Annotated in this window: 13 protein-coding genes; 6 read left to right on the top strand and 7 right to left on the bottom strand. The window is 48.1% G+C overall.

Annotation, left to right across the window (positions count from 1 at the left end; translation table 11 throughout):
- The first annotated feature begins 85 nt into the window (after positions 1-85).
- The 5 genes from carA (at position 86) to FJ444_RS16125 (ending at position 6,153) form a co-directional block, all read left to right on the top strand.
- Complete coding sequence (gene carA, locus FJ444_RS16145) at positions 86-1,216, top strand: glutamine-hydrolyzing carbamoyl-phosphate synthase small subunit (RefSeq protein ID WP_140959984.1); 1,131 nt, start codon at positions 86-88, stop codon at positions 1,214-1,216.
- Between the two features lie 11 nt (positions 1,217-1,227).
- On the top strand, positions 1,228-4,449 hold the full coding sequence (gene carB / locus FJ444_RS16140) for a carbamoyl-phosphate synthase large subunit (protein ID WP_140959982.1): 3,222 nt from the start codon (positions 1,228-1,230) through the stop codon (positions 4,447-4,449).
- Between the two features lie 121 nt (positions 4,450-4,570).
- The gene (gene greA, locus FJ444_RS16135) at positions 4,571-5,047 is read left to right on the top strand and encodes a transcription elongation factor GreA (protein WP_140959980.1); all 477 of its coding nucleotides are present in this window, start codon (positions 4,571-4,573) and stop codon (positions 5,045-5,047) included.
- Positions 5,048-5,116: 69 nt separating this feature from the next.
- Positions 5,117-5,671 carry an NUDIX hydrolase gene (locus tag FJ444_RS16130; protein WP_140959978.1) on the top strand — a complete coding sequence of 185 codons (555 nt, stop codon included), beginning with the start codon at positions 5,117-5,119 and terminating at the stop codon, positions 5,669-5,671.
- A 2-nt stretch (positions 5,672-5,673) separates the two neighbouring features.
- Positions 5,674-6,153 carry a GNAT family N-acetyltransferase gene (locus FJ444_RS16125; RefSeq protein WP_140959976.1) on the top strand — a complete coding sequence of 160 codons (480 nt, stop codon included), beginning with the start codon at positions 5,674-5,676 and terminating at the stop codon, positions 6,151-6,153.
- Positions 6,154-6,191: 38 nt separating this feature from the next.
- On the opposite strand, the gene FJ444_RS16120 is transcribed toward FJ444_RS16125, so the two are convergent.
- Positions 6,192-8,537 carry a PilZ domain-containing protein gene (locus FJ444_RS16120; protein ID WP_140959974.1) on the bottom strand — a complete coding sequence of 782 codons (2,346 nt, stop codon included), beginning with the start codon at positions 8,535-8,537 and terminating at the stop codon, positions 6,192-6,194.
- Between the two features lie 310 nt (positions 8,538-8,847).
- Here FJ444_RS16120 and FJ444_RS21415 point away from each other — a divergent pair, with 310 nt between their 5' ends.
- Positions 8,848-11,940, top strand: coding sequence for a rhamnogalacturonan lyase (locus FJ444_RS21415; protein WP_255439247.1), 3,093 nt, complete (start codon positions 8,848-8,850; stop codon positions 11,938-11,940).
- Between the two features lie 37 nt (positions 11,941-11,977).
- Here FJ444_RS21415 and FJ444_RS16110 read toward each other — a convergent pair whose 3' ends face one another.
- The 6 genes from FJ444_RS16110 to FJ444_RS16085 all read right to left on the bottom strand — a co-directional run bounded on the left by FJ444_RS16110 (position 11,978) and on the right by FJ444_RS16085 (position 17,165).
- Positions 11,978-12,427, bottom strand: a complete 450-nt coding sequence (locus FJ444_RS16110) for a DUF3291 domain-containing protein (RefSeq protein WP_140959972.1) — start codon at positions 12,425-12,427, stop codon at positions 11,978-11,980.
- Between the two features lie 108 nt (positions 12,428-12,535).
- Positions 12,536-12,964, bottom strand: coding sequence for a hypothetical protein (locus FJ444_RS16105; RefSeq protein WP_140959970.1), 429 nt, complete (start codon positions 12,962-12,964; stop codon positions 12,536-12,538).
- 117 nt (positions 12,965-13,081) lie between these two features.
- Positions 13,082-14,620, bottom strand: coding sequence for a SulP family inorganic anion transporter (locus FJ444_RS16100; protein WP_140959968.1), 1,539 nt, complete (start codon positions 14,618-14,620; stop codon positions 13,082-13,084).
- A gap of 10 nt (positions 14,621-14,630) precedes the next feature.
- A complete protein-coding gene (locus tag FJ444_RS16095; protein ID WP_140959966.1) occupies positions 14,631-15,278 on the bottom strand; it encodes a carbonic anhydrase in 648 nt (215 codons plus the stop codon).
- A 362-nt stretch (positions 15,279-15,640) separates the two neighbouring features.
- A complete protein-coding gene (locus tag FJ444_RS16090; protein ID WP_255439245.1) occupies positions 15,641-16,615 on the bottom strand; it encodes a hypothetical protein in 975 nt (324 codons plus the stop codon).
- Between the two features lie 43 nt (positions 16,616-16,658).
- Positions 16,659-17,165 carry a hypothetical protein gene (locus FJ444_RS16085; protein ID WP_140959964.1) on the bottom strand — a complete coding sequence of 169 codons (507 nt, stop codon included), beginning with the start codon at positions 17,163-17,165 and terminating at the stop codon, positions 16,659-16,661.
- Between the last annotated feature and the right edge of the window lie 160 nt (positions 17,166-17,325).

The raw sequence follows: 17,325 nt of genomic DNA, 5'->3' as shown, positions 1-17,325 counted from the left end.
GTAAGTATGTCGTTACCTCCCGTTTTTTGTGAGTGTTTATTGTGACTGGCATAAACTCTCGGTTATCCTTAATTTGGAGGTTGACTTGGCTAATTCCGCCCTGTTGGTATTAGAGGATGGTTCTGTTTTTAAAGGAACTGCAATTGGTGCGCAAGGCGTGTCTGTTGGTGAGGTAGTTTTTAACACATCAATGACCGGCTACCAGGAGATCCTGACTGACCCCTCTTATGCTGAACAAATTGTAACTCTGACTTATCCCCACATTGGTAACACAGGTACTAACCAGGAAGACGTCGAATCCGACAAAATCTGGGCAAGAGGCCTGGTGATTCGCGATCTACCCTTAGTTGCCAGTAACTTTCGTAATGAACAAACCCTGTCTGATTATTTAAAAGCTAACAATATTGTTGGTATCGCAGACATCGATACACGACGTCTCACGCGTATATTGCGAGACAAAGGTGCGCAAAATGGTTGCATCATGTGTATCGACTCGCTTGACGAAGCCGAAGCGCTTTCGCAAGCCAAAGCTTTCCCCGGCTTGAAAGGCATGGACTTAGCCAAAGTGGTATCTACCACTGAAACGCAGCAATGGGATGGCAGCGTATGGGAACTGGGCACCGGCTATAAAACAGGTGCTGATTATAAATACCACGTCGTTGCCTATGATTACGGTGCCAAACACAACATTCTGCGCATGTTGGTAGACCGTGGCTGCAAATTAACTGTAGTGCCTGCACAAACTCCGGCGGAAGATGTGCTGGCGATGAATCCTGATGGCGTGTTTTTGTCGAATGGCCCTGGTGACCCTGAGCCGTGCGATTATGCTATCAAAGCCATTAAGACGATTGTTGATACCGGACTGCCGGTATTTGGTATCTGTTTAGGCCACCAGTTGCTGGCCCTGGCCAGTGGCGCCAAAACAGTAAAAATGAAGTTTGGACACCACGGTGCCAACCACCCGGTTAAAGATCTCGAACGCAATGTTGTGATGATCACCAGCCAGAACCACGGTTTTGCGGTAGACGAGTCATCGTTGCCTGACACCCTGAAAGTGACCCATATTTCATTGTTTGATAAATCCCTGCAGGGCATTCATCGTACCGACAAACCTGCGTTCAGCTTCCAGGGGCACCCTGAAGCGAGCCCAGGGCCGCACGATGCAGCTGCATTGTTTGATCATTTTATCGACCTTATTGAACAGTCAAAGCAGTAGGAATTAGCCCAATGCCAAAACGTACCGACCTTAAAAGTATATTGATTCTGGGCGCCGGACCGATTGTAATCGGCCAGGCTTGTGAGTTTGATTACTCAGGCGCCCAAGCATGTAAGGCCCTGCGCGAAGAGGGCTACCGGGTAATTCTGGTTAACTCGAACCCGGCTACCATCATGACCGACCCGGAAATGGCTGACGCGACATACATCGAGCCGATTCACTGGGAAGTTGTGCGCAAGATCATCGAAAAAGAGCGCCCGGACGCCATTCTGCCTACAATGGGTGGCCAGACTGCACTGAACTGTGCGCTGGATTTGAACCGTGAAGGCGTACTGGAAGAGTTTAACGTTGAGCTGATTGGCGCAACGGCAGATGCAATCGATAAAGCAGAAGACCGCGAACGTTTCGACAAAGCCATGAAGTCGATTGGCCTCGAGTGTCCTCGAGCGGAAATTGCTCACACATTGGAACAGGCACATGATGTGCTAACCCGAATTGGTTTCCCGTGTATTATCCGTCCGTCTTTCACCATGGGTGGCAGCGGTGGCGGTATCGCGTACAACATTGATGAGTTCAATGAAATCTGTACCCGTGGTCTGGACTTGTCACCTACCAACGAGCTGCTGATCGATGAATCACTGATTGGTTGGAAAGAGTATGAAATGGAAGTGGTTCGCGATAAAGCAGACAACTGCATTATTGTGTGTACCATTGAAAACTTCGACCCGATGGGGGTGCACACTGGCGACTCAATCACGGTAGCGCCAGCGCAAACCCTAACCGACAAAGAATTCCAAATCATGCGTAATGCCGCCATGGCAGTATTGCGTGAAATCGGCGTAGAAACTGGTGGTTCAAACGTACAGTTTGGTGTGGATCCAAAAACAGGTCGTTTGGTCATCATCGAGATGAACCCGCGCGTATCCCGGTCATCAGCACTTGCTTCTAAAGCAACCGGTTTCCCAATCGCGAAAGTGGCTGCCAAGCTGGCAGTAGGTTACACCCTGGACGAACTGGCCAATGATATTACTGGCGGTTTAACCCCAGCGTCGTTTGAACCTGCGATTGACTACGTGGTTACCAAAATTCCACGCTTTAACTTCGAAAAATTTGCTGGCGCAAACGATCGTCTTACTACACAGATGAAGTCTGTGGGTGAAGTAATGGCGATCGGCCGTAACCAGCAGGAATCGTTGCAAAAAGCACTGCGTGGCCTGGAAGTGGGAGCCAGCGGTTTAGACCCAATGGTTGACCTGCAGGACCCGGAAGCCCGCACTAAGCTAATTTATGAGCTGCGTGAACCCGGTGCAGAACGCATTTGGTACATTGCTGATGCATTCCGTATGGGCATGAGTGTAGACGAAGTCTTTAACCTGACTAACGTTGACCCTTGGTTCCTGGTGCAAATTGAAGAACTGGTTAAGCTGGAAAATCACATTGCCGAAATTGGTTTAAGCCAAATCGACGCAACGCTGATGCGTACACTGAAGCGCAAAGGTTTCTCTGACGCGCGCATTGCCACCCTTACTAACGTGGGCGAAAGCGATGTACGTAATACCCGCCGTGGCATGGGTATTTCTCCTGTGTACAAGCGCGTGGATACCTGTGCGGCTGAGTTTTCTACCAGCACTGCTTACATGTATTCAAGCTACGACGAAGAGTGTGAAGCTGCGCCGTCGGATCGCGAAAAGATTATGGTTCTGGGCGGTGGTCCAAACCGTATTGGTCAGGGTATCGAATTTGATTACTGCTGTGTGCATGCTGCACTGTCTATGCGTGAAGATGGGTACGAAACCATTATGGTTAACTGTAACCCAGAAACCGTATCAACCGACTACGATACGTCTGATCGCCTGTACTTTGAACCTGTGACTCTGGAAGACGTACTGGAAATCGTTGCAGTAGAGAAGCCGAAAGGCGTTATCGTGCAATACGGTGGCCAAACGCCGCTGAAACTGGCTCGCGCTCTGGAAGCCAATGGTGTACCGATTATTGGTACTTCACCTGAGGCAATCGACCGCGCAGAAGACCGCGAACGTTTCCAGCAGATGGTAAATAAACTGGGTCTTAAACAACCAGCTAACGCCACGGTAAGCAACATGGAACAGGCTCTGGCCAAAGCTGAAGAAATCGGCTTCCCGCTGGTGGTGCGTCCTTCGTATGTACTGGGCGGCCGTGCAATGGAAATCGTGTACGACCTGAAAGATCTGAGACGTTATCTGAACGAAGCAGTGAAAGTGTCTAACGACTCTCCGGTACTGCTTGATCGCTTCCTTGACGACGCCATTGAAGTTGATATCGATGCCGTGTGTGACGGCACCGATGTTGTGATTGGCGGCATCATGGAACACATTGAACAAGCCGGTGTTCACTCGGGTGACTCAGCATGTTCACTGCCATCGCATTCACTGTCACAAGAGATTCAGGACGTGATGCGTGAACAGGTTAAAGCCATGGCGCTTGAACTGGGTGTTATTGGTTTGATGAACACGCAGTTTGCCATCAAAGGCGGTGAGGTATACCTGATTGAAGTTAACCCTCGTGCTGCCCGTACCGTGCCGTTTGTATCTAAGGCTACCGGTGTGCCGCTGGCAAAAATTGCTGCCAGGGTAATGGCTGGTAAATCACTGAAAGAGCTGGGCTTCACCAAAGAAGTGATCCCGCCATTCTACTCGGTGAAAGAAGTGGTATTGCCATTTGCCAAGTTCCCGGGCGTAGATCCACTGTTAGGCCCGGAAATGCGCTCTACCGGTGAAGTTATGGGTGTAGGCGATACGTTTGAAGAAGCGTACGCGAAAGCTAACCTGGGTGCTGGTGCGCCATTACCTAAGCCTGGTAAAGCATTGCTGTCGGTTCGCCAGAACGACAAGGCAAAACTGGTTGATTTGTCTAAGAAGTTGATTGACAGTGGCTTCAGAATTGAATGTACCCGCGGCACCGCAGAATTCCTGCGCGCTCAGGGCATTGAAGTGTCTGTAGTGAATAAACTGTCTGAAGGTCGCCCGAACATTGTGGATGCCATCAAAAATGGTGAGTACGCTTACATTGTAAACACTACGGAAGGCCGTCAGGCTATCACCGACTCGGTGTATATCCGTAGAGAAGCTCTGCTTAACAAAGTAACGTACACTACTACCATGAATGCGGCATTTGCGACGGTTCAGGCCAAATCAGCCGATGACCGCGGTAAGGTTACTTCAGTGCAGGAATTGCACGCCAGAATAAACGGCTGATGACAGCGAACAGGATACCTAGTATCCTGTTCGTTCATCCAGTTAATAAATCTTGAAAATTGCGCCTGCCGGGCGCATTTTTCATTAATGAGCAACAATTTGTAAAAGTGAGAATGACACAATGACGCAATATCCTATGACAGCTCGTGGGGCAGCGCTTTTGCGTGAAGAACTGAACGAACTCAAATCGGTTCAACGTCCCAGAATTATTGCTGCCATTGCCGAAGCCCGAGAGCACGGTGACCTAAAGGAAAACGCTGAATACCATGCAGCCCGCGAGCAGCAAAGCTTCTGTGAAGGACGTATTCAGGATATCGAAGGTAAACTGTCAAACGCACAAATCATCGATGTGACTAAAATGCCAAACAATGGCAAAGTCATTTTTGGTGTTACCGTGACCATTATGAATCTGGACACCGACAAAGAAACCACTTACCGCATAGTGGGTGACGATGAAGCAAACATCAAAGAAAACCTAATTTCGGTAAATTCGCCTATCGCCCGTGGTCTGATTGGTAAAGAGCTTGACGACATTGTGAATATTCAAACGCCATCAGGCAAAGTGGAATATGAAATTGTTGCGGTAGAATATATCTAGTAATAATTCTTCTTACTAAGTGGAGCCTAAGCTCCACTTTTTCATTTTAAACCCAACGGAAAAGATGCCATGGACGACCAGCAACAAGACGAAATTTTTACTCTCGACACAAAAGTGGTGTATCAGAACCGCTGGATGACGGTACGTGAGGACAGCATCGGCCGGGAAGATGGCTACCGTGGTATTTATGGCGTGGTAGATAAACCGGATTTTGTTGTGGTGATTGCACTGGAGGGCGATGAGGTTTACATGGTTGAGCAGTTCAGGTATCCGGTTAAAGGCCGTCACCTTGAGTTTCCTCAGGGCGCGAAAGAAGGGGATGCTGAATTTGAGCCGTTAGCCGTTGCTAAAGCTGAATTGAGAGAAGAATGCGGTTTAGTTGCGTCACAATGGTTTGCGGTTGCAGAACAGTTTCTGGCCTTTGGCATGTGTTCGCAGCGCTATCATATTTTTGTGGCCAAAGGGCTGTCTCAGTCTTCCCAGGATTTAGAAGAGACAGAACAAGGCCTGGAAGTTTATAAAATGCCGGTTGCTGAGCTGGAGCGCAAAATCCTGGCCGGCGACATTATGGATGCCACCACTTGTAATGCATTTGGACTGGCTCGCTTAAAAGGCATGATTTAATAATGCACATTATTGTAGATGATCTCACCCATCCGGCTATTCACGCTTTATTGGAAGAACATCTGGCTGATATGCGCGCAACGTCACCGCCAGAGAGTGTACATGCACTGGATTTGACAGGTTTGCGTCACCCTTCGATTACTTTTTTCAGCGCCTGGGAGCAGGGTAGCTTACAGAGAACCTCACAGGGAACCTTACTGGGATGTATTGCTATCAAGCTATTGGATGCTCAGCAAGCTGAGATTAAATCCATGCGCACGCCTAAAGCAGCAAGAGGCAAAGGGACCGCCAAACAACTGCTGAAGCATCTGATGGCCTTTGCAGAGCAACGCGGTATTCGTACACTGTATCTGGAGACCGGCTCGATGGCGTTTTTTGAACCCGCCAGACAACTGTATTTAAGTCACGGATTTGAATTTTGCGGGCCTTTCGCGGACTATACCGACGACCCAAACAGCTGCTTTATGACCCGCACATTGTAAATGGAATTTGAAACCTGGCGGGTCATCGAACGGCTTGCCTAAGCAGGCGTGTTTTCTCCGCCTTCAACTGCTCCAGTGTCGCTGCTTTCAGTAGGCACGTATTGCGCCAGTGTTAGTGCTTGAGCCAATGGTGATATGTCGATCAGATGTATCACATGAGAATAGGTATGCTGAAGGTTTAGCAGCTTTTCATAAACATCCATATCCACTTTAGAGAGTAGTGCCAGCCGCTGTTTGGTCATTGGCGTGGTAACGCGCACATTTGGGTGACACTCCAATGTAGTTGCGCACAGGATCACTTTACTTTCTTCCAGATACTGCACGATTTGCTTGCGCAACTTGCTGGCAAAGCACTCATGGGCGGTTAACGCAATCAACCGTTGATCGGCTTTGCGTTCACAGTGAATAGCCATGTGATAGCGATTGGCTTGTTGTAATAACCGTTTTAGCGCGCTGGAGTCGGGCGGTGATTTGTCCATATCAGCCACAAACCCGTGCAATGGGACTTCATTGGTAACCTGTTTAAACGGGTACAAATCGTTGCTCTGCTCGGGTATGTACACCGTTTTTAAACGGCTATACATTTGTCTGCCGTGAATAACCTGAATGGCTATATGCGGCTGATTGCGCGATGCCAGTTCCCACAAGTAGCGAAAATACACTTTTTGCTGCTGTTCGATATTGCGAATCTTAAGCAGAGAGGCGTTCTGACCTGAAATTTTGGTGGCAAGCTTACTGTTAGCATCGTTGGCTTCCAGTCTTAAACGCATAACGTAATTTTGCGGTGAATAATTCAACACCTGATAACGCATGCCCTTCATTTTTAAATCCGGTACATTCACTTTAATGAATTCCGGGGGACTTTCCTGCGGCGGGCCTAGCAACTCAATTTGCATACCGCTCAACGAAAAATCACGCACAATGGCATCGTAACTGGTTAATAAACCAAACTTCACACTGGCACTTTTTTCAATGCGGTAACGCGGCTCTGCCCGGCGATCGTTGCCTTCCTCCATTACAAAGTGCAGGGGCCAACATTCATCGGCATCGCTAATTTGCTTAGGTAATTTGGCTTTTTCAATGGGGATAAATGCTTTGAGCTTACCCAGCTCGTCATTTACCATTCGCACATAAACAATGTGCTTGAGTTGTGGGATCAGCTCTGAATCTTCACAGCTGATGTCCTGAATGGTCATTGCATTGCTACGGTCAGTTTCGGGTATCTCACTCAAGCGATATTGCCAAATCGACAGGCCGTCGGATTCTTCTGCCAGCTTAATAAAAAAGCCTAGTAGCTGTACTTGTTCTAATTCTCTGAGGGTCGCGCAAAGTTCTATGGGCTTGCCGGTTCCTGCCGTAACGGTAGTTCTGAAAACGTAAGTTTCATTGTAGCGCTGTAATTCGTCCATGATGCGTTTAAAGCGGCTCTTACCCGGTAAAAAACGCGTAGCCCGACAGCCAGGGTTGCGCTCGGTATTGGTTCCGGTAAGCATTACCATGGTCGGAATAAAGGTTTCCTGCTCTTTGCGCAGAAACACTGGGATCCAGGGCGAGTTTTCTACTATGCGGTCGCGATCCAACGCTTGCATGGTCCGTTCAATTTCCAAATCGCGTTCCAGTGGCAAACGCAACGCTACCCCAGCAAGGTATTTGGCAATTTTAGGCTGCCACTCGGCATCTTGCTCGGCCAGTGTCAGGGTAGCATGATGACGCTGAGTGCGGCTGCTAAACTCCACATCTTTAAATCGGTAATGAATTTCCTGGTTGGCTTTACACAATCCCATAATGTCGGGAAACGTAAACGGCAGTGGTTCATCGGCAAATTTGGGCGAGCGAGTGCACGCTACGGTAATTTCTGTTGCGCTGAGTGCTACTACGGTGAGACTTCTGCCATTCTGATACGCTATGGTCGATACGGAAAAGTGGGGGGTAATCGACAAATCATCATCAAACACAATGTCTTTGTAACTTTGTGATTGCACGGTGAATGCTTGAATGATCTTCTGGCGTAGTTTGCGGGTAACCTGGTTTTTGTAAAAATCGGAGTTGGTTATCGATTCAAACACACCAACCGTGTATTGATCGAGGTACCTGGCCGTTTCCCGCTTCAGAATCTCTGCGCCTACGCGGTCGAGCGTCATGGTGATCCCAAAGTGGGCAAACTTTTTAACCGGAAATTGGGCAAACGCCGAGTTATCGGCTGGCGCGTCGGTTTGCGAGGTTAAACGAATGACTTCGTTTTTGATCACGTTGCGGGCTTGTGCACTTAGTCGCGATGAAAAGCGGTTCAACCCCTCAAGCAATCTGCCTCGTTGCTGGTAGGGGATCAGCGCTTTTATCACCGAGCCATAGCGTTCGATAATGTCTTGTTCGGTACTCATCATTATTGTTCTTTTCGAGTACGTAATACCATAAATGTAAACATACCATCAAAACTGCGGTTTTGAATAGCTTTTCTAATCCACAAGTTACTATTTATTCCAGCGTAATAACCACCTTCCTCGTTATTTTTCACTTGTTTATCGCAAAGGTGCTCATTTTATTGTCTTGAAAAGTTCGCATTTTAACCAAAGTGATTGTTAGTGCGTGATCTTGCTTGTTGTTGATTATTTGTTTGGCTAATTTACATTTTATTAACTAAAGGGGTTGCTTGGGTAATTCAGGTAACAAGGTAAACAGGTAGGGCACAAAATAATGGTAAACAGGAATAAGTCGTTCACTCCACTGCGAATTGCGCTGGCAGGCTTGCCGATGCTACTGAGCGCGTGTTGTGCAGCACAACTGGCTGACAGGCAGGTAACCAGTCAGCTATCTGCGTCGTCACAGGGCGCTCAAGTAGAGCGTTTAGACCGGGGATTGGTAGTGATCCCAACTGACAATGGCAATCATCTCAGCTGGCGCTTGTTGGCAGATGATCCTGATACTGTCTCGTTTGATGTATACCGCAACGGACAAAAAATTAATTCAGCTAAACTTACTGAAGCCACTTTCTTCACTGATGAGCAGGGAGAGGCAACGGACCGTTACCAGGTAAAGGCATTTTACAGTCGCCAGCATGGTCGCTTTCAACCAGAAGTGCGCGGGGCGGCAGTGTCTGAGGAGGTTTTGCCATGGCAAAACCCCTATTTGTCGATACCACTGGTAAAGCCTGAAGACGACTGGATCCGGGGGCAGGGCTACAGCTATTCGGCAAACGATGCTTCAGTGGCCGACCTCGACGGTGATGGTGAGTACGAAATTTTGATCAAATGGTATCCCGATAATGCAAAGGATAATTCGCAAGCCGGGTTTACCGGCCCAACGCTGATCGACGCTTATACTCAGCAAGGCGAACAGTTGTGGCGAATAAACCTGGGGCCGAATATCCGCTCGGGTGCGCATTATACGCAGTTTATTGCTTACGATTTTGACGGCGATGGCCGGGCCGAACTGGCCATGAAAACGGCAGATGGTTCGGTAGACGGCGAAGGACAGGTGATTGGTAATGCGGGGGCTGATCACCGCAATGATGCTGGCTACGTCTTGTCGGGGCCGGAATTCCTGACAATGTTTGATGGTCTTACCGGCAAGGCACTGGACACGATCAATTATGAGCCGCCCAGAGGCGATGTGAGCAGTTGGGGCGATGGCTATGGTAACCGGGTTGACCGCTTCCTGGCCGGGGTTGCTTATTTAGATGGTGAAAAGCCCAGTTTATTTATGGCTCGCGGTTATTACACCCGGGTTGTGGTGGCTGCATACGACTGGTCTGAAGGCAAATTACAAAGTCGTTGGGTATTTGATACCAATAATGGCGGTGCAGATACGCAGGCATACGGCCAAGGCGCCCATAGCATTACGGTAGGCGATGTAGATGACGACGGCAGGGATGAAATCGTGTATGGCGCCGCAACGATCGACGATGATGGACACCTGCTTTATTCCACTGGTTTGGGCCATGGTGACGCCCAGCATATGACTGATATTGATCCCAATCGTCCGGGCATGGAAATTTATATGGTGCACGAAACGCCCTCAGCCTATACCAAAAATGGTGTGGAATACGGCGTTGAGTTACACGATGCTGCAACAGGTGACATTTTGTGGTATCGGCCCAGCAATCAGGCCGACGTTGGCCGCGGCGTGAGTGCCGATATCGATCCGAATTATCCCGGTAATGAGAATTGGGCTACACGGGGAGGTCTGGTTGCGGCTGATGGTACCGTTATCAGCAGTAACCGGCCTGCGCCAGTGAATTTTGCCACCTGGTGGGATGGTGATTTAAGCCGTGAATTACTCGATAAAACCACTATCTCTAAGTGGTTACCTGAGGTGATGGGTACTACAACCTTACTGGAAGGCGCGGATTACGGTGTTGTGTCGAACAACGGTACCAAGGCTACCCCCGCGCTGTCAGCGGACATATTTGGTGACTGGCGTGAAGAGGTGATGTGGGCCACCGCAGACAGCAGTGAGTTGCGGATATTCTCAACTACCCATACCACTCAACATCGCTTCCCAACCCTGATGCAGGAAACCCAATACCGGGTGGCTATTGCGTGGCAAAATGTGGGCTACAATCAGCCTCCGCATCCTGCTTTTTATCTGGGCAATGATATGCAGGATGCGCCGGATTATCAGGTTTCTGCCGCAGAACTTGCGCCTTTCTATGCCGCTTCTGCAAATGGATTTGAGCAGCATATTACGGTAAATGTTTATCAGCACGGTGATAAAGTTCGCCATACCAGACTGTATCGCAGTACGTCGGATGATCCTGACAATAAGCAACTAATTGCAACCCTCAGCAAAGGTGAATCGCGCTATACCGACACCGATGTGCAACCTGATGTGACATATCTGTATTGGGCAGAACTGGATCTGGTAAGACAGTTCAATACTGTTTCATTACCTCCAACGTATGCATCGCTGAGCAGCAGTCTGCTGCCGGTTGTGAAAGTATTTCCGGTTAGCAGCGATGCACCGGTAAGCTTGTCGTGGTTTACCCGTGAAATTGATATTGCTGGTATTGAAATTATCCGTGCAGCACTGACTGATCCCTCAGCCGATCCTGCTTCATTTCCAAGACTTACTGTGGCCACACTATCACCATCAGATACCACTTGGACAGACACAACCAGTGTAGGCGGTGAGCGTTACTATTACTGGTTGGCGTTCATTACCACCAGTGGCGAGCGGGTGGAAGAGGGGCCTGTGTTTGCAGAGCGCTTTTTAGTACCCAAAACGCACTTAATCAGCGAAGAAGTTCAGGGGGGCATACAAATCAGCTGGTCGTTAGAGGATTTCTCCCAGCCAATACAAGGCGTACAGGTGTATCGCAATACCAGCGAGCAATTAAGTGGCCGGACGCGGATCAGCTCAAGTGCGCCTGTAGCAGGTTCTATGATTGATTCGCAAAGTTTAGAGCCGGGTACTACTTACTGGTATATGTTTAAGCTCACGATGCAGGATGGTAGTACTGTTAATACGGATCCCGAAGCGGCCATTACCTATTCGCAGATAAGTGCACAGCCGCAAACCAACCTGACGAGTCAAAAGGCAGAGGGCGGTATTCAGCTTAACTGGTCATTGGCTGGCTTTGCACAACCCATCCGCAGTGTGCAGATTTACCGCAACACCAGTGCGCAATTGAGTGGCCGTACCCGCATAAACCCGGGTGCTGCCGAAACCGGCAGTTTTCTGGATACCCAAAATCTGGTTGAAGGGACGCAATACTGGTACATGTTTAAACTTACCATGCAGGATGGTAGTACCATCAACACCGATCCGGAGGCTGTGGTGACTTACTGAACGGTAAATCCGTTTTGCCATTCCCCCTGTTGCCGAATCAGGTGCTGGGTGAGGGTGCCGGATAATTTGATTTAAATGAAAAGGCCTCAGGCGATTCCCCTAGCTCCTGCAGCAGGGTGAGTCGTTCGAGCGCTTCATCAATAGTAGGAATATGACCATCCTCAATCCACCATAGTACATACATATTGGTTTGAGGGGCAAAAAACCATTCACTTTTTCTGCGTAAAAAATCCCGGTGGATGGTTTTAAACAGAAAGTCCTTTAATGTTTGCGGGCAAGACCATACCGACATATTCAGTATTACATCCGGGTCGTCGAAGGCTTTGATGTTGGTTGCGTTACCTGCATCGTCCTTGAGCCGCCAGATAAACCCTTCGCTCGCTTCTGCAATGGCGTTTACGCGGTCCAGGTTATCAACAAAATCTTTAATTCTAGGGTCGTCTAACGGATAACGGGTTTTGGCTACATTTAGTTGAGCGAGTTGCATAGGGCGTTCCTTGTCCGGATTGAAAAAGCGGCGGGTGGCGAATACCACCCTATGTCTATTTTATTGGGGTAATGAACAGAAATTAAACAGTATGACGAGATGTTTTTGTCAGGCAAACCGTTTTGCGATTACCTGTTTTGGATACTGTGCATTAAATCCTTCGTGTTGCAGCCACACGATGGCGGTATCAACGTCGTTAAAGTGATGCAGCATAAAGCGAATACTGCCCGGAGCCAGCATGCGGTTCAACTGATACTCTTTGAGCATGTTCGGGCTATAAACGTGGGCGGCTAATTTCAGATTGTTCAGGTTACACCAAAGCGCCAGTTCGTGAATGATGGGTTCTATTTCAGGTGTGCCCAATACCCAGCTATCCAGATAAACAATATGTGCCCAGGGAGAGGACGATATTGCAGAAGCGTGTTTTACAAACGCAGTTTGATAGCGTTTCGCAATTGCCTCGTTCCACACACCGCTAACACTGGCGTTAAGTATGTTGCCCGTTGTCCAAATCTCAAAATCGCCGGTACCTTTCACATCACACTCCGTTTTAGATGCTCTGGATTAAACATAGCGCTAATTTAATAATTTTCAACAGGGCTGGGCTATTGGGAAGAAGCCGGAGCAGGGGCCTGCTCCGGCAGAGTGAAAAGCTTAGTATTTTAGCGCGACCGTTTCTACCAAAATGTTGCGGTGATGGGCCTTGGCACTGAAGTCTTTCACCAGTTCAACTACATCAAACGCCACGGATTTTGAGTTAGTAAAATCCAGAATAACTTTTGAATTATCTGGCAGTGAATTCAGTTTCTTTAAAATACTGGGCTTGTTGAAAAACGACACTTCTTCAGCGAGCACAATGTGGTGGGTTTCCATATCGTGTTGGTTTTCTACCGTATCGCGGAAGTGGAAGGAGTTTTTGTAACTGTGCTTTAAGGTAAAAAACACACTCACGGCCAAGCCTGCAATAACCCCTGATAACAGATCAGTTACCAGCATTACGATGATGGTTGCCATAAACGGCAGAAATTGCTCCCAGCCGGCGCGGTACATTACTTTAAACGTAGCCGGTTTGGCCAGTTTGTAACCCACAATGATGAGTACCGCCGCTAAAGAAGCCAGCGGGATAAGATTAAGCAAGCCGCCAATAGCTGCAACAGCAATGAGCAGGAAGAAACCATGCATAATGGCACTGAGTTTCGTTCTGGCGCCAAACGCAATATTGGCTGAACTTCGCACAATGACCTGTGTTACCGGTAAGCCACCCAATAATCCGGACACAATATTCCCCAAGCCCTGAGCTTTTAGTTCACGGTTTGCTGGCGTGGTATTTCTTTGTGGGTCCAGTTTGTCCGTTGCTTCTACGCTGAGCAGCGTTTCAATACTGGCCACTACAGCCATGACTGCTGCAATAGTCAGTACATCAAGCGAGAACATCTGTGTAAATGCCGGGAACGCCATTTCGTTGGTAAGATCGGCAAAACTATTAATTACCGGCAGCGACACTAATTGATCAACACTAAGTGGCGAGCTTGCCTGACTCAATATAACGCTGAATAGGATACCCAACAGCACAACAACGATGGGCCCCTGAATAAGTTGAAATACCTTGTGACGTGGTGTGAGGTATTTATCCCATACAACAAGCAACAAAAGGGAAAATGCTGATATCAACAATGCAGGTAACGAAATTTGGGAGATCGCATGGGTGATGGCAGAAAAGGTATTTTCGCCGTTGGTTTGTTGGAACGCCTGTTCACCCAGAAAGTCTGCATGCCAGCCCAGTAAATAGGGAAGTTGTTTAAGGATAATCAGCAAACCTATGCCCGTTAACATACCCGTAATGACAGAGGTGGGGAAAAAGTATGCGACAAATCCAGCGCGCAGGTACCCAAGTGCGATTTGGAAAATACCCGCAAGTACCACGGCGCACAAAAAGAGTTCCCAGCTTCCCAGGGTGGTGATCGCATCAAATACAATAACCGCCAGACCAGCAGCCGGTCCGCTTACACCCAGACGAGAGCCACTTGCCATGCCAACTATAATACCACCTACAATGCCGGCAATAATACCGGAGAAAAGTGGTGCGCCGGATGCCAGCGCTATGCCTAAACACAAGGGAAGGGCAACGAAAAACACCACAATACTGGCAGGTAAATCCTGCTTGATGTGTTTAAATGAGAGTTCCATTTTCATTGTTTAATCCTTACATTCCTGCCGCCAGTTTGGCTTCGGCATACGCTTGTTCCATTTCTTCGAAGGCATTGGTTTGCGGGTTCCAGCAAGCAATTGTGCCGTGCTCAATGTTGTACACCCAACCGTGCAGTTGAATAGCGCCAGTGGCCAATTTGGCCGCTACTGCAGGGTGAGTTTTAATATGTTGCAACTGTTGAAGCACGTTTTCCTGGGTAACGTCATCAAGCTGATTTAAAGTTACTTCGCCATGTTTCTCTCTAATCACTTCCGTGGCACATCTGCAATGTCCCAGCCATGCTTTTACATGGGGAAGGCTGTCGAGCTTTTCTGGCGCGATTGCACCTTTCATAGCTCCACAGTCTGTGTGCCCGCAAATTACTACGTGCTTAACCCCCAGCGCAGCAACGGCAAACTCAATGGATGCGGTCATGCCGCCGGTTTGGTTGCTGTGTGGCGGTACAATATTGCCTGCATTGCGGCAAATAAATAAATCGCCTGGTGCGGTTTGCGTTACCAGATTGGGATCAATGCGGGAATCAGAACAGGTGATAAACAATACTTCCGGACTTTGACCATTGGCCAGTTTCTTAAAAGTGTCCTGTTGCTCGGGAAAGATATCTCGCTGGAATTTAGCGACGCCAGAAATTACGTGATCCATAAGAAGCGCTCCGAAATGAGAATAGAAAATAAAACAATCTGACAATCATAGTGTGTGATAAATATATAGTTTAATATCTTACTCGGTGATAGTTAAAAGCTATCATGGTGTAAAGTCGCGGCGAGCCGGATATTTACCGCGCCGAATTGCGGGAACTCAGTGTTTTTTACTGCAAACAATCAAAATTTTGCGATAAATAACTGAGCGTATTTTGAGGGGGAAATCTTTTATAAAACAATAAATTGTAAATTATTTGTTTATTTTGTTTGATTGTTGTAATCAGTGTGTTTGGCTTGTGTTTTGGTGGTTCGCAAAACGCGCTTGCGATGTCAAAGGCAAGCATTAATTAGCCACGATTTCGCTTAGCGTTGTTCAGCTCGCTGTTTCATTAGCCCGAGTAACATCACGTGAAAATCGTGGAAAATTACCTGCCCCCACACCCTTGAATACCAGCCCAGGTTGGTATTGTCTTCCAGTGTGGTGCTGAGGGTTAAGCGGGTAAATCCTTCCTCTGCGGATTCGAGTGTGTAGGCGCCATAAAGTGGTGAGAATATCTCGCCACCCAGTTTTACGTGCTTGTCTAACGCGTGGTCGGGTATGCGTTCAGGATCAATCTTAAACTGATACGCCATCTGTTTAGCTGGTTCCCAAGCGGTGATCACCTCCTCAAACACAACCCCTTTTTCCCATTCACTGGTTCTTATCGCATTGTGGGCTAATCCGGTCATTGAGGCTCGTAATGGACGTGGTATACCGATTAACTGCCCAAATGACCACGGCAATTCTTGCTTGCTTATTACATCCACATTACCAATTTCTCGCCAAACCTGTTCTGGCGTGGCCGCAATCAGAATGCTGTCGGTTACGGTATATTGATAGGAAGATGAAAATGCAGTTAACTCAACCGGTGTGCACACAATGGGTAATAACATTACCGATAACAGCGGTTTGTGCGGCGCGTTTTTACGATGTAAGTGAACCCAACGCGCGGCTAAACCGCCTATACTGGCGCAAAAGAAAAAAGCCGGTGAGGCAAGTACTACGCAAATACTGCCTTCGAGAAGTGTCACTACAGTTACCAACAAACACACTAAAACCGGTTGCCAGGCTAGTCGAATGGCACTGGAGGAAGATACATTGCTCCCTTGTTTTAATTCACAATAAAGACGCAGATAACCCACAGCAAAGGGCACTAGAAACAAGAAAGATAGAGTAACCAGACCATTGAGATGACTAAGTGAGTCCAGTTCCCATATTACCCGGAATAGCAGTCCATACAGTGCACCAGCAATGATGCCAATACGCGATGGCGTTAATGTCAATGTTGGTGTAATCATCACATTCCTTGTATTTCATTTATCCTGGTTATTACGTTACTGGTTAGTCCTGCAACGGTAATAAAAGTTCACCATTACGGGGCATCTTGCTTATATCTTGCAGTATCTCGCTTAGATAATCGGCAAAATCCAGGTTATCCGGTTGTTTAATTCCACTGACTAACTGCTCAAAAGCGATATGATACGCTTGGCTTTGTGCTGGCTGTTCAAGAGTGTGACTGTAGGCTGCCGCCAAATACAGATATTGCAGGTGCTGGTATTCGTTAATGGCACCTGATTCAGCGCCTGCCAACATATCGCGAATTTCTTCCAGTGCTGCCTGGCGATACTGTGTCGCTTTGTCGGTATTGCCCAGTTCCTGATACCAGCGGGCGAGCAGGCGTTTTAGGTGATTTTTACCGTGAATGTCCAGATCTCGCAGTGCGTACACGCTTTCAAGTGCAGTCAGCGTTTCTTCAAGGGTGCCGGGCGCTGAACGCCGTGACGTTAAATAGGAGGCTATTGCGGTTTTTTCCTGCTCGGTGAGTGCAAAGTCACCAATTAAACCCACAAAGCCTGATGCCTCACAAACCCATATTCCATGGGGATCGGTATATGGCCAAAATACCTGATCATATTTACTGGGCCAGTGACAATACCAATTCGCATAGAAGTTTGCTCACTCAGCAGCACTGGCAGGCTTTTTAGCTAGGCTTGGTTGCACAGGTTTG

The sequence above is a fragment of the Aestuariibacter sp. GS-14 genome, assembly GCF_006494365.1.
Taxonomy (GTDB): domain Bacteria; phylum Pseudomonadota; class Gammaproteobacteria; order Enterobacterales; family Alteromonadaceae; genus Alteromonas; species Alteromonas mangrovi.
This window is presented reverse-complemented; position numbering and strand designations above follow the sequence as displayed.

Excerpts from the sequence above, each read along its gene's own strand:
- FJ444_RS16120 (WP_140959974.1), bottom strand. The coding sequence starts at position 8,537 with ATGATGAGTACCGAACAAGACATTATCGAACGCTATGGCTCGGTGATA.
- FJ444_RS16090 (WP_255439245.1), bottom strand. The coding sequence starts at position 16,615 with ATGATTACACCAACATTGACATTAACGCCATCGCGTATTGGCATCATT.
- FJ444_RS16130 (WP_140959978.1), top strand. The coding sequence starts at position 5,117 with ATGGACGACCAGCAACAAGACGAAATTTTTACTCTCGACACAAAAGTG.
- FJ444_RS21415 (WP_255439247.1), top strand. The coding sequence starts at position 8,848 with ATGGTAAACAGGAATAAGTCGTTCACTCCACTGCGAATTGCGCTGGCA.
- FJ444_RS16095 (WP_140959966.1), bottom strand. The coding sequence starts at position 15,278 with ATGGATCACGTAATTTCTGGCGTCGCTAAATTCCAGCGAGATATCTTT.
- FJ444_RS16110 (WP_140959972.1), bottom strand. The coding sequence starts at position 12,427 with ATGCAACTCGCTCAACTAAATGTAGCCAAAACCCGTTATCCGTTAGAC.
- carB (WP_140959982.1), top strand. The coding sequence starts at position 1,228 with ATGCCAAAACGTACCGACCTTAAAAGTATATTGATTCTGGGCGCCGGA.
- greA (WP_140959980.1), top strand. The coding sequence starts at position 4,571 with ATGACGCAATATCCTATGACAGCTCGTGGGGCAGCGCTTTTGCGTGAA.
- FJ444_RS16100 (WP_140959968.1), bottom strand. The coding sequence starts at position 14,620 with ATGAAAATGGAACTCTCATTTAAACACATCAAGCAGGATTTACCTGCC.
- FJ444_RS16125 (WP_140959976.1), top strand. The coding sequence starts at position 5,674 with ATGCACATTATTGTAGATGATCTCACCCATCCGGCTATTCACGCTTTA.